This window comes from Frigoribacterium sp. MCBA15_019 (assembly GCF_001864945.1).
In the GTDB taxonomy this organism is placed as follows: domain Bacteria; phylum Actinomycetota; class Actinomycetes; order Actinomycetales; family Microbacteriaceae; genus Frigoribacterium.
This window is the reverse complement of the sequence record NZ_MJGS01000012.1, coordinates 607,334-618,532: the sequence shown is the minus strand read 5'-3', so window position 1 is coordinate 618,532 and position 11,199 is coordinate 607,334. Positions and strand designations below refer to the sequence as shown.

At 66.6% G+C, this 11,199-nt stretch carries 15 protein-coding genes; 8 read left to right on the top strand and 7 right to left on the bottom strand.

Features of this window, described 5'->3' with window-relative positions:
• The first annotated feature begins 455 nt into the window (after positions 1-455).
• Both BIV04_RS12130 and BIV04_RS12125 read left to right on the top strand, forming a co-directional pair.
• Entirely contained in the window at positions 456-752 is a 297-nt protein-coding gene (locus tag BIV04_RS12130) for a hypothetical protein (RefSeq protein ID WP_071256490.1), read from the top strand.
• An 11-nt stretch (positions 753-763) separates the two neighbouring features.
• Entirely contained in the window at positions 764-1,000 is a 237-nt protein-coding gene (locus BIV04_RS12125; protein ID WP_177174816.1) for a hypothetical protein, read from the top strand.
• Positions 1,001-1,033: 33 nt separating this feature from the next.
• On the opposite strand, the gene BIV04_RS12120 is transcribed toward BIV04_RS12125, so the two are convergent.
• Entirely contained in the window at positions 1,034-1,519 is a 486-nt protein-coding gene (locus BIV04_RS12120) for a GNAT family N-acetyltransferase (RefSeq protein WP_177174815.1), read from the bottom strand.
• 89 nt (positions 1,520-1,608) lie between these two features.
• Between BIV04_RS12120 and BIV04_RS12115 the strand changes: the two genes are divergently transcribed.
• The 3 genes from BIV04_RS12115 (at position 1,609) to BIV04_RS12105 (ending at position 2,842) form a co-directional block, all read left to right on the top strand.
• Positions 1,609-2,025: a hypothetical protein gene (locus BIV04_RS12115; RefSeq protein WP_071256488.1), complete on the top strand. Its 417-nt coding sequence runs from the start codon at positions 1,609-1,611 to the stop codon at positions 2,023-2,025.
• Between the two features lie 9 nt (positions 2,026-2,034).
• Positions 2,035-2,463 (top strand): heavy metal-responsive transcriptional regulator, encoded by a 429-nt coding sequence (locus tag BIV04_RS16530; protein ID WP_083396401.1) that lies wholly within the window; start codon positions 2,035-2,037, stop codon positions 2,461-2,463.
• 121 nt (positions 2,464-2,584) lie between these two features.
• Complete coding sequence (locus tag BIV04_RS12105; RefSeq protein ID WP_143048686.1) at positions 2,585-2,842, top strand: hypothetical protein; 258 nt, start codon at positions 2,585-2,587, stop codon at positions 2,840-2,842.
• Positions 2,843-3,927: 1,085 nt separating this feature from the next.
• On the opposite strand, the gene BIV04_RS12095 is transcribed toward BIV04_RS12105, so the two are convergent.
• The 5 genes from BIV04_RS12095 to BIV04_RS12075 all read right to left on the bottom strand — a co-directional run bounded on the left by BIV04_RS12095 (position 3,928) and on the right by BIV04_RS12075 (position 6,391).
• Positions 3,928-4,107, bottom strand: coding sequence for a hypothetical protein (locus tag BIV04_RS12095; RefSeq protein ID WP_071256484.1), 180 nt, complete (start codon positions 4,105-4,107; stop codon positions 3,928-3,930).
• Between the two features lie 87 nt (positions 4,108-4,194).
• Entirely contained in the window at positions 4,195-4,692 is a 498-nt protein-coding gene (locus tag BIV04_RS12090; RefSeq protein WP_071256589.1) for a helix-turn-helix transcriptional regulator, read from the bottom strand.
• Positions 4,693-4,887: 195 nt separating this feature from the next.
• Entirely contained in the window at positions 4,888-5,130 is a 243-nt protein-coding gene (locus tag BIV04_RS12085) for a hypothetical protein (RefSeq protein WP_071256483.1), read from the bottom strand.
• A gap of 197 nt (positions 5,131-5,327) precedes the next feature.
• Positions 5,328-5,738, bottom strand: coding sequence for a hypothetical protein (locus BIV04_RS12080; protein ID WP_071256482.1), 411 nt, complete (start codon positions 5,736-5,738; stop codon positions 5,328-5,330).
• An 83-nt stretch (positions 5,739-5,821) separates the two neighbouring features.
• Positions 5,822-6,391 (bottom strand): recombinase family protein, encoded by a 570-nt coding sequence (locus tag BIV04_RS12075; protein ID WP_071256480.1) that lies wholly within the window; start codon positions 6,389-6,391, stop codon positions 5,822-5,824.
• Between the two features lie 338 nt (positions 6,392-6,729).
• On the opposite strand from BIV04_RS12075, the gene BIV04_RS12070 reads away from it, so the two are divergent.
• From BIV04_RS12070 to BIV04_RS12060, 3 genes are all read left to right on the top strand, one after another.
• Positions 6,730-7,116 (top strand): iron chaperone, encoded by a 387-nt coding sequence (locus tag BIV04_RS12070; RefSeq protein ID WP_071256479.1) that lies wholly within the window; start codon positions 6,730-6,732, stop codon positions 7,114-7,116.
• Between the two features lie 140 nt (positions 7,117-7,256).
• Positions 7,257-7,550 (top strand): DUF4190 domain-containing protein, encoded by a 294-nt coding sequence (locus tag BIV04_RS12065; RefSeq protein WP_071256478.1) that lies wholly within the window; start codon positions 7,257-7,259, stop codon positions 7,548-7,550.
• A 165-nt stretch (positions 7,551-7,715) separates the two neighbouring features.
• Positions 7,716-8,615: an SDR family oxidoreductase gene (locus tag BIV04_RS12060; protein WP_071256477.1), complete on the top strand. Its 900-nt coding sequence runs from the start codon at positions 7,716-7,718 to the stop codon at positions 8,613-8,615.
• A gap of 82 nt (positions 8,616-8,697) precedes the next feature.
• Here BIV04_RS12060 and BIV04_RS12055 read toward each other — a convergent pair whose 3' ends face one another.
• Positions 8,698-11,178 carry an excinuclease ABC subunit UvrA gene (locus BIV04_RS12055; RefSeq protein ID WP_083396400.1) on the bottom strand — a complete coding sequence of 827 codons (2,481 nt, stop codon included), beginning with the start codon at positions 11,176-11,178 and terminating at the stop codon, positions 8,698-8,700.
• Between the last annotated feature and the right edge of the window lie 21 nt (positions 11,179-11,199).

Below are 11,199 nucleotides of genomic sequence, written 5' to 3'. Positions count from 1 at the left end.
CGAACGCCCGCGTCAGGATCGTCTATCGGGACAAAGAAACTGACTCCATCGTCTCGGTTCACCATGGAGGCAGTTGAGCTTGGTCAGCCCTTCGCTAACCACTCCCCCACGCCCCCTCCGTCGCTTATCGATCAAGAGCCCGAGACCACCCACCAGGGCAGCGAGCACGCCCGCTACGCCAAGACCAATGCCAGGGCCCCACATGGACTGTTCGCCTAGGAGCTCACCGACCAGCCCGTAGGCAGGCCCACCGAGCATCAGCCCCAAACCACCGGAGAACGGATAAACCCAGCGCTTCGGCGGCGCTGACTTTTGGACCGCCGTCACCGCTGTCTTGTTCCATCTCAGGTGCCATGCGAGGACCTTATCCGCCCCGGATAGCCGATTTTGCTCAGAGCCTGTCCCACTGACGCATCGGCTATCGGGCATCTCCGGCGACGTCCTAGCATCGTCGCATGACCAACCACAGCGCACCGGACACGGAACGCCGGTCTGTCTGGACAGTCGAACATCTCTACACGGCGACCGTCTCTAGCTATGAAGAGGTCGAGTTCCCCCGCGTGTTCGGTGTCTACTCGACAGAGAAACGAGCGAACGAGGCCCGGGAGAGGGCCCGGCTCCAGCCCGGCTTCGACGGCCGCCTCGGGCTGGTGGACTCCCAGGAGGAGCTCACGGTGTACCGGTACGACCTCGACGACGCCGCATGGCGTGGAGGCTTCTTCTCGTATGACGCTGAGGGCCGAGAGGAATGAAGGTCTACTCCGTGACACACCTCCGTCCCCGAGGGCAGCACACCGAGTGGCCATTGGTCGACCTGAAACAGATCGGCTACTTCACCTCCGAGAGCGAGGCACGTCGCGCAATCAGGAGCCTCCGCCTCGATCCCGGCTTCCGACGGTTCCTCGACCAGTTCCGCATCGAGATCGTCGACGTGGACGTGGATTTGTACGAGACAGGCTTCAATCACGAGGACGACAGAGGACTCGTGCCGGTCGACTGACGCCGCTGCCGAGAGCGCCCGATGGTCGATCGGCTATTGGACGCTCGCCTCCAGCGTCTTGCTGTACCAGCGGTCGGAGTAAGGCTCGTCACTGAAGGCGTCAACGCGCTCGAATCCGTTCCGCTCGTACATGGCGCATGCCTCCGCCAGCGCCGCGCGAGTGTCGAGACGAAGCGTGCCAACCGCCCGCTCTCTGCAAGCTTGCTCGACGGCGCGGAGCAACTGAGAGCCGACCCCTCGTCCTCGATACGAGGGCAGTGTGAAGACCTTGGTGAGTTCGGCCACGTTGCCGAGGAAACGAACGCCTGCACACCCGAGGGGTCGCCCACCTTCGACAGCGACGAGCAGCACGCCGGTAAGCCCCTGCAGATCTTCGTACGGCTCATCACGGAGGGCCTGGTCGACCTCCTCGTTCGTTGCCGGCCGCCGGTACCACCGTGACGCGACGTCAACCATGTAGTCACGAACGATTTTAGCCGCGATAGCGGCATCGGGGGCGACGGTCTCAATCTTGATCACGACACGGAGCGTAAGGGATCGGCTATCGGGCACGGATGCCCCTTGGACGATTTGACTCTGCACCATGGTGCAGGGCCCACCGTGAACTCATGACAAGCACGAAAATGCAACGCACGGTCCGCGCGTCGGCTTTGTACGACCTTCTCGTCACGGTGGGTTTTGCTTTCCCGTTCAGCGCGCCCCTAGTCCTCAGTGGACTTGCCAACATGCATCACGCCCTGCAGCTACCCGGCTCGGTTCCGGACGCCACCGACGCGTTCACGGTGATGTTCGCCAACCTCATGGGTTCGCTCGTCGTCGTGTGGTCCGTGTTCCGGCTCGCCCGGCCCACCCGAGCAACAGGAATCGCCGACACGGCAGGACGTCTGTCGTTCTCACTCGCGATGGCCGCCGCCCTGATCGCTGGCGCATCACCTCTGGTGGCCGGCATACTCATCCTCGAGCTGGTCTGGGCCGCTGTGCAGGGGATCGTGGTGGCCCGAAAGCCCGTCACGGTTGCGGCCTAGAGTCGTCGGATGCAGATCTCGGAACTGGCCCGCCGCGCAGGCGTGAAGGTGTCAGCGGTGCGGTTCTACGAACGCTCAGGCGCGCTCCCAGAACCCGATCGCACCTCCAGCGGATACCGCGACTACGGCGAACACGATGCGTTGCGCCTGCGCTTTCTCCGACGAGGCCAAGAACTCGGATTCACACTCGCAGAACTCATCGAGTTCGTCTCGTTCTCCGACCAGGCTCGAAACGGTGAGGTGCCGGCAGAAGAGGTCACGGCAGCCGCCACCAGGAAGCTCCACGACATCGATGACCGCATCGCTGATCTACAGCGCACCAGGACTGCCATCAGCAACCTCCTCGCCGACCAGTGCGAAGACACATCAGCGCCGTGCCCGATCATCACCGTCCTCGCCGGACCCGATGCGAGGTCACACCTCCCACGAAGAGGATGAAGAGCAACGGAAAAGGATCCCCTATCGGGCATCGACCGGTGTGACGAAAGGGTCAAAAGAGATGCAACTTCGGTTGGCTAGGCAAGGGTCGCACTTAAGAACGACCCACAAGGAGACGACCATGAGCCTGACGATTCTCGAAAATCGAAAAATTTGGGGGTCCCTACCTCGCGAGATCACGTACCTGGGTGCGACCGCGGCCGGCCTCTGCACCGGCTTGCTCGTCTTCGCTGCGATTGTCACGGGCATCTGGATCTTCTGGCTCGGCGTAGGGGCAGGCGCCATCTCCGGCGCCATGCTCCTCAAGGTCACGTTCTACCTGCGAGCCCTCCCTTACGCGGCTTACGAAGATCCAACCCCACCAGAGGTATCCAACTAAGCACCGCGGCCGGTGGCCGATCCCCTATCGGGCAGGATGAGGGCGAGTGCCCACGACAGCTAAAGGCTGATGCCTTCCACAGGGACGGACCTTGTCAACACAGGCCGCCATGCAATTAGCTCTCCCCGTGGCCTTCCTCGTCCTCTTCTTCGTGTTAATTGGCGTCGCAGCAGCAGTCGCCGTCTCATTGCTAGTCGTGATATTACGTGGTCAAAGAATCACGGCGGGACAGTTCAGACTGATTCTCATCTGCTGTCCAATCTGGGTCATCTTGACCCTGACGAGCATGTTTCTGGCCATCTTCCTGCCCTGACGAACGTGCGTCGCCCGACGCCGCGCGTGCCGCTCACCCATCGTCTATCGAGACACCCTTGAACTTCTGCGCCGGCCTCACTCGATCGCTCTAAAGCGAGATAAGACACCAAAACCGCTCGAGCTCACGCCCGAAGAATAGATTGCAGTTATGCCCATGCGTCGTGCTTCGATCGGTTTCGCTGGAGTAGCTCATCTCTGTCTCGGTGCCCTGGCGGCGGTGTGCCTGTGGCTGCTCTTTCGTGCAGCGCACTTCTCCGATCTCGGGTTGACACCCACTCTGACGGTCGCGGTCCTAGCTGCAGCCGTCGCCATTGGCCTGGGCTTTTGGTTCTGGGAGCGAGAAGGCGGCAGGCCAAACTATATTGCTGTCCGGCGATGGGTCGCCGGTGGACCCATGCCGGCACACATGTCTCCAGCGCAGCTCCGGACATCGCTTCAACGGATCGAGGATGCGCTCCAGGCTCGGTGGCTTTACCTCGGTCTGTTCTTCATCTGGAGCGTGTGGGCCGTAGACCGCATAAGAGCGGCTGACGGTATAGCCGAAGTCATCTTGGCCGTGTTGCCCGGTGTGCTCTGGGGTGTACTGGCCGTCAATGTCATACTCCGTGCCCGTCGAGGACTGAGCCGGATCGCCTCGCTCAGGGCGCAGACCACCAGCACCTCGCCTCAAGGGGAACTTTCTAGGCCCCGGGCGTCCAAAACCTTCGGCCGATAGCCGATCCCTTGACGGGCGCCCAGATCGAGAAGTCCGATCAGCGTTCCTGATGCCTCTACAAACTGGCGACGAGGATGATGACCAGCGCCACTATTGCGGCGAAGCACACTGCGGCGACGACTATGTTCACGACCTTCGCCCGGCGCCAATCGCGGAAGCGCGGATGGAAGATAATCAGACCGCTGACAAGCATCACAAATAAGACCGGAAAGATCAGCCACACTTCAGTCGCCATCCCGTTCTCTCCGTCGTTCGGTCGCCAACTACCCCCGCCAGCTTGCCAGATCGGTACCGGCCAACGATCGTCTATCGGACGCTGTGTCTACCTGCTCGTCACCTCGTCCGTGGCTGCACGGGAGAGGGGATGGGCGCGGTCCAGGCGCGGGCTGAGGACGACGAGGAACAGGAACATCGACAACAGCCACCCTGCGACCCAGTAAGCGGGAATCGAGAAGATCGCGACGTTCGGCACGACGTCGGAGGCGACCGCGACGACCACGGCGATCGTGAAGAGCACGCCCACCCCGTAGTACAGAGCTCGGAAGCCTTCCTCGACACGGCCCCGCCGTTCCTGCTGGCGAGTCGTCCGCTCGTCGAGGGCAGTGACCGAGCAGCCGTAGTCGTCCTCGTCGACGGTGACGAAAAGATCACGAACCGGGACGCCGAACGCCTGCGCCACTCGCGACAGCGTGTCGAGGCTCCCATCGTTGCCCGCTTCGAGTCTTTGGACGGTGCGGACGGTCACGCCGCTCTCGTCTGCGAGGCGTTCCTGGGTCCAACCCATCTGGGTCCGGAGATCGACGATGCGTGTCTCGTTCATGAACCTCACACTAAGAACGACCGGCGCCGAGGCCCACGACACCGACCCGACACGCACCTGACACCTTCACGACAGAGCACCTCGAGGCGCCCGTCCCGATCACCACCGCAGCCGCAACCAGCGGTCTCAGAGTGGGTCCGATCAGCGATCGGCTATCGGGACGCCTCGAGATCTATCGCCACGTCCGCCCTCTAACTAGTCCGAGACCTGCGATCGGCTCTCTTCGAACTGCAAATAAGCGACCTCCTTCAAATGAAGAGAGAGCTTCAGCAAGAGCGCTGCGGCCGCGGCTCCTAAGGCCGATCCGATGAACATCCACCAAAACCCGAGGATCAGACCGGCCACAGTCACCAGGCCAGTGAGGGTGACGACCGCACTGAAACAGATGTAGGCGATCTCGCGGGGCAACATCCCCCAAACCTTGATGTCCTCAAGCACGTTCAACTTGCCTCCTTGATCGCATCCCTCAAGGGGTTCGCTTCACTGTAGATGCGGCAAAAGCTCTGAGCCCGGCAGACGATGGCCATGCCGGCATCCCCTACCGGGGCTCTCGCCTCGCGGGGCATGCCATGAGGGCAACTTCGACACCCTTGTATCGCCGTGCCGCCTCGGCTGAGAGTCGAGGTCGCGAGGGATCAGAGGTAGTCACCGTCTTCGCATAAGACAGATCTTTCCTGCGTTCGTGCACCGCGTGAGCGCCAGAACCAACCCGCGTACTGGCCTTCAACCACCTGCTGATCGCCGATCTCGATCCACCAGAAGAGGCGCCCCCATCTCGTGGACGACAGCACCACGAAGGCCTCGTCGCGATCGAACTGTCGGAACAAGTCGTTCAGGTCATCAAGCCCAGAATCAGACTCGATGACAAGGGCGCCTGCCAGTGTGATCAGCAGGTGCTTTCCCCGCAGCAACTCGACTTCGAGAGACACCTGAGTGGCACGCCCGAAAAGCCGCCATGTGTGCCGTTCTCCCTGGAAAGACTCCTCGACGCTGGGAGCAAGGTGCGTCGCAACGGACAGCCTCAGTGCTTGCAGGTCAGTAGTCATTGGATTCGTTTGGGGTTGGCAGGTGATTCGTCAGTGTTGCTGTGCCGTTCGCGGTGCAGCCGCTTGACCTGAGGCGTGGACACCTACGCCTGCTCAGCTCGCTGGATTGCCCGGTAGACCGTCGAGCGGGCGACGCCGAAGAGCTCGGCGATGTCGCTAGTGGTGTGGGCGCCGGTGCGGTGCAGCTGCACGAGGTGCTTCTCCTGCGACGGGGTGAGCTTTGGTTTGCGGCCGCGAAGCTTGCCGGCGGCTTTGGCGATCGCCATGCCCTCGCGGGTGCGGGCACGGATGAGGTCGGCCTCGAACTCGGCCACCATGCCGAGGACGTTGAACAGGAGCCGGCCGACCGGGTCGGTGGGGTCGTAGACCGCTCCCCCGAGATTCAGAGCAACACCCTTCTGCGTCAGCTCGTCGGCAATGTCGGTCGCGTCCCGGAGTGACCGGGCGAGACGGTCGAGCTTCGTGACGACGAGCACGTCGCCGGCACGGCACGCGGCGAGGGCCTCACGGAGGCCAGGCCGGGCTCGAGTCGTGCCCGACAGGCCGTGGTCAACATGCACGTGTTGATCGTCGACACCCAGTGCCGCAAGACCATCACGTTGTGCTGCAAGATCTTGTCCCGAGGTCGAGACGCGGGCATATCCGATGAGCATCCGACGACTGTAGCGATTAAACCCCCTTCATCGGGCATTTTTGCGGGACAGTCATACGCAAATCCGCAGGCCAGGCGCCACTTGACCTCCGCCCGCCGGGAGCAGCTCGCGCAGGTGTCCCGATGAACGACCGGCTATCGGCCATCTCGAGATCCGCTTCGCCGAGGCTCATCCGTCGGCCAGGAGAAGAGGCACCGACCAATGGCAGGGCGACGTGGGCCCCGCACGTCAGGAAGTGCCCCGAGTCCCGCCGTCCGCACACGAGCGCTCGACCCCGGGGGCTGGCGGCCCGGGCCCATCCGTCGCACACTGGTGCCCAGCGAACGAGAGGACTCGTCATGGGCGACAGCGTGGTCGATCAGTACATCGCGGGGTTCCCGCCCGAGAAGCGCGAAGCGCTCGAGCGGGTGCGACGGGCCATCCACTCGGGGTGCGCCGGCGGCGTCGAGAGCCTCCGGTACGGCATGCCGGCCATCCGGTTCGACGACGGGCAGACGCTCTACTTCGCGGCCTGGACCCGCCACCTCGGCATCTACCCCGTCCCCCGGTTCGACGAAGCCCTCGAAGGCGACGTCTCCCCCCACCGCCGCGCCAAGGACACCGTCGCCTTCGGCTGGGGCCGACCCGTCCCCGACCAGCTCGTCGAACGGATCAGCCGCGCGATCGCGTGCGGCACGGCGACGACGGTGGACGCGCCTCCTCCTGCGTTCGCCGTCACCCGCTGACGGCTCCACCGGCACGACACGAGTGACCTGACCACACCCGTCACGACAGGCCCGCCGCGCCGGGCGGCCCCGCGGCCCTCTCCCCCAGAAAGTGGCTAGCTTCGACGAGTAATGCTCACCCAGATGTCGAGGAGACACCGATGACGAACCCCACCCCGTACACCGGCGCGAACGTGCCCGCCTCGACGACCAAGAAGACGATGGGCGTCCTGTCGCTCGTCTTCGGCATCGTCAGCATCGTCCTCTGCCTGTTCCTGCCCGTCCTGTGGATCTTGCTGGCCATCGCGGCCGTGGTCCTCGGCTTCCTCTCGCGCAAGAGCGAGCCCGCCGCCCGCACCATGGCGACGGTCGGCATCGTGCTCGGCTTCGTCGGCATCCTGGCCAACATCGGCTCGATGATCGCCGGCGCGCTCATCATGACCCAGGGCCTCTGACCCGGGTCACGCACCTCCTCGAGTGGTCCCGAACCGTCCTCCGCCCCCGAGCGGACGACGGTTCGGGACCACTCGTGCGTCGCGGGCCTCAGGCGCGCCCGCGGGGTACGCCCCGGAGTCCCCCGGCGTAGCGTCCAGGGCACCGCGAACCAGAGAGGACCCCGCATGACCCGCGACCAGTACACCTTCGCCGACCCGCGCACGCTCTACCCCACGATCAGCCCCGAGGTGCAGCACCAGGAGGAGCCCGGCCTGCAGTCGCAGATGACTCCCGTCCCTGACCTCGGCGAGGAGACCTACCGCGGCACGGGACGCCTGCAGGGTCGCAAGGCCCTCATCACGGGTGCCGACTCGGGCATCGGCGCCGCCGTCGCGATCGCCTACGCCCGCGAGGGTGCCGACGTCGCCCTGAACTACCTGCCGAGCGAGCAGTCCGACGCCGACCACGTCATCGCGCTGATCGAGGCCGCGGGACAGAAGGCCGTGGCTCTCCCCGGGGACCTGACCAGCGCCTCCTTCTGTCGTGAACTCGTGCAGAAGGCGGTCGACGGACTCGGCGGCCTCGACGCCGTCGTCAACGTCGCCGGCAAGCAGGTCTGGCAGCAGGACATCGAGGACATCACCGACGAGCAGTTCGACCTGACCTTCCGCACGAACGTCTACGCGCCGTTCTGGATCGTCAAGGCCGCCGTGCCGCACCTCGCCCCCGGCTCCACGATCATCAACACCGCGTCGGCCGAGGCCCACACGCCCGCCCCCGACCGCCTCGACTACGCGGCGACCAAGGGCGCGATCAACAACCTGTCGAAGGGCATGTCGCAGCAGCTCATCTCGAAGGGCATCCGCGTCAACGTCGTCGCGCCCGGCCCGACCTGGACCGTGCTGCAGGTGACCGACGGCGTCGACCCCGAGTCGCTGCCCGAGTTCGGCTCGAGCGAGGCCCCGCTCGGCCGCGCCGGCCAGCCCGCCGAGCAGGCACCCGCCTACGTGTTCCTCGCCTCGGCCGAGTCGAGCTTCGTCGCGGGCGAGACGCTCAACGTGAACGGCGGCATGGTCTCGCCGTAGCCCGACCGACGACGAAACCGAGGAGGCGCGGGTCGACTGCACCGCGCCTCCTCGGCTCGTCGAATCCCCGGCTTCCGGCGGGTCAGGCCGGCAGCGCCACCGCGAGGTACGGCGCGGTGCGGCTGCCGGTCGCCCCGACCACCTGCTCGGGCGTGCCGACGGCGAGCACGCGCCCGCCGGCGTCCCCTCCCCCGGGGCCCAGGTCGATCACGTGATCGGACGCCGCCACGACACCCATGTGGTGCTCGACCACGACGACGGTGTTGCCCGCGTCGACCAGCAACTGCAGCTGGGTGACGAGCAGCTCGACGTCGGCCGGGTGCAGGCCCGTGGTCGGCTCGTCGAGCAGGTAGAGCGTGTGCCCGGTGCGGGCACGCTGCAGCTCGGTCGCGAGCTTGATGCGCTGTGCCTCGCCGCCCGACAGCTCGGTCGCGGGCTGGCCGAGCCGCAGGTAGCCGAGCCCGACCTGCCGCAACGTCTCGAGAGCCCGGGAGGCGCTGGTCACCTCGGTCAGGAACGTCGCCGCCTCGTCGACCGTCATCGCGAGCACGTCCGCCACGGTGGCGCCGTGCCAGGTGACCTCGAGGGTCTCGGCGTTGTAGCGGGCGCCGTGGCACTCGGGGCAGGGCGAGTAGCTGCCGGGCAGGAAGAGCAGCTCGACCGAGACGAACCCCTCGCCCTGGCAGACCTCGCAGCGGCCTCCGGTGACGTTGAACGAGAAGCGTCCGGCGCCGTAGCCCCGGGACCGCGCCTCGTCGGTCGCGGCGAAGGCCTGGCGCACGGCGTCGAACAGGCCCGTATAGGTCGCGAGGTTCGAGCGTGGCGTCCGGCCGATCGGCTTCTGGTCGACCTGCACCACGCGGTCGACCCGCTCGTGGGCGGTCGCCGTCTCGGCCAGCACGCCGCCGACCAGCGTCGACTTGCCCGAACCGGACACCCCCGTGACCGCGGTGAGCACGCCGAGCGGCAGGTCCACGTCGACGCCGTCGAGGTTGTGCCGGGTGACGCCGCGCAGCTCGAGGGTGGCGGTCGGTTCGCGTCGGACGGGCGACCCGCCCTGGGCGTGATCGGAGACGGAGGGGTCGAGGAAGCGCCTCGTGACGGAGTCGGCGACCCCGGCGAGCCCGGCGACGGGCCCGCTGTAGAGCACCGCGCCTCCTTGGCTGCCTGCCCCCGGGCCGACGTCGACGACCCAGTCGGCGCGGCGCACGATGCTCATGTCGTGCTCGACGACGAACACCGAGTTGCCGCTCGCCCGCAGCCGTTCCAGCACCTCGACGAGGGACTCGGCGTCGGCGGGGTGCAGGCCGGCGCTCGGCTCGTCGAGCACGTAGACGACGCCGAACAGGCCCGAGCGCAGCTGCGTCGCGATGCGCAGCCGCTGCATCTCGCCCGGTGACAGGGTGGGCGTCGCGCGGCCGAGGCTGAGGTAGCCGAGCCCGAGGTCGTCGAGCACGGTCGTCCGCGCCAACAGGTCGGAGGCGATGCGGACGGCGACCTCGGTGACCTCTCCCGAGGACGCGTTCGACACCGCGGCCGACGCGCTCGTCAGGGTGGCCGTCGGCCGCAGGACGTCGCCCAGTTCGGCGATCGGCAGGGCGTTCAGCTCGGCGATTGTCCGCCCCGCGAAGGTCACCGCGAGCGCCGCCCGGGTCAGGCCGCTGCCGCCGCAGAGCGAGCAGGGCCCGCTCTCGACGTACTGCAGCACCTTGGTGCGCTGGGTCTCGCTCTGCGAGTCGGCGAGGGTGTGCATGACGAAGGCGCGAGCGCTCCAGAAGCGGCCCTTGTACGGCTTGGCGACGCGGTCGCGCTGGGGGGTCACCTCGACCACGGGCTGCTCGTCGGTGTAGAGCAACCAGTCGCGGTCGGCCTGCGGCAGGTCGCGCCAGGGGCGGTCGATGTCGTAGCCGAGCACGCTCGTGACGTCGCGGAGGTTCTTGCCCTGCCAGGCTCCCGGCCACGCGGTGATCGCACCGTCGCGGATGCTCAGGCCGGGGTCGTGGACGGCCGACGCCTCGGTCACCTCGTGCGCGATGCCGAGCCCGTGGCAGCGCGGGCAGGCTCCGGCGACCGTGTTCGGCGAGAACGAGTCGGACTCGAGGCGGTCGGCCCCGGCCGGGTAGCTGCCGGCCCGCGAGTAGAGCATCCGCATCGAGTTCGACAGGGTGGTCAGGGTGCCGACGGTCGAGCGCGAGCTCGGGGCGCCCCGGCGCTGCTGCAGGGCGACGGCCGGGGGCAGGCCGGTGATCTCGTCGACGTGCGGGGCGCCGCCCTGGGCGATCAGCCGTCGCGCGTAGGGCGCGACCGACTCGAAGAAGCGGCGCTGCGCCTCGGCGAAGATCGTGCCGAACGCCAGCGACGACTTGCCCGAGCCCGAGACGCCGGTGAAGGCGACGATGCTGTCGCGCGGGACGTCGACGTCGACCGCGCGCAGGTTGTTCTCGCGGGCGCCGCGGACTCGGACGAAGCCGCGGGCGTGGACGTCGGCGGGGACGGCGGTCGGGGCGGTGGTCGTGGCGTCGGTCGGGGCGTCGGGCACGTCAGGAGGGGCGGTGTCGGGCATTCGGTCGATGCTACGGGTGTC

What these genes read in the sequence shown, in the direction of transcription:
- BIV04_RS12065 (WP_071256478.1), top strand. Translation starts at nt 7,257, where the DNA reads ATGACGAACCCCACCCCGTACACCGGCGCGAACGTGCCCGCCTCGACG.
- BIV04_RS12060 (WP_071256477.1), top strand. Translation starts at nt 7,716, where the DNA reads ATGACCCGCGACCAGTACACCTTCGCCGACCCGCGCACGCTCTACCCC.
- BIV04_RS12075 (WP_071256480.1), bottom strand. Translation starts at nt 6,391, where the DNA reads ATGCTCATCGGATATGCCCGCGTCTCGACCTCGGGACAAGATCTTGCA.
- BIV04_RS12130 (WP_071256490.1), top strand. Translation starts at nt 456, where the DNA reads ATGACCAACCACAGCGCACCGGACACGGAACGCCGGTCTGTCTGGACA.
- BIV04_RS12055 (WP_083396400.1), bottom strand. Translation starts at nt 11,178, where the DNA reads ATGCCCGACACCGCCCCTCCTGACGTGCCCGACGCCCCGACCGACGCC.
- BIV04_RS16530 (WP_083396401.1), top strand. Translation starts at nt 2,035, where the DNA reads ATGCAGATCTCGGAACTGGCCCGCCGCGCAGGCGTGAAGGTGTCAGCG.
- BIV04_RS12105 (WP_143048686.1), top strand. Translation starts at nt 2,585, where the DNA reads ATGAGCCTGACGATTCTCGAAAATCGAAAAATTTGGGGGTCCCTACCT.
- BIV04_RS12090 (WP_071256589.1), bottom strand. Translation starts at nt 4,692, where the DNA reads ATGAACGAGACACGCATCGTCGATCTCCGGACCCAGATGGGTTGGACC.
- BIV04_RS12070 (WP_071256479.1), top strand. Translation starts at nt 6,730, where the DNA reads ATGGGCGACAGCGTGGTCGATCAGTACATCGCGGGGTTCCCGCCCGAG.
- BIV04_RS12115 (WP_071256488.1), top strand. Translation starts at nt 1,609, where the DNA reads ATGACAAGCACGAAAATGCAACGCACGGTCCGCGCGTCGGCTTTGTAC.
- BIV04_RS12095 (WP_071256484.1), bottom strand. Translation starts at nt 4,107, where the DNA reads ATGGCGACTGAAGTGTGGCTGATCTTTCCGGTCTTATTTGTGATGCTT.
- BIV04_RS12080 (WP_071256482.1), bottom strand. Translation starts at nt 5,738, where the DNA reads ATGACTACTGACCTGCAAGCACTGAGGCTGTCCGTTGCGACGCACCTT.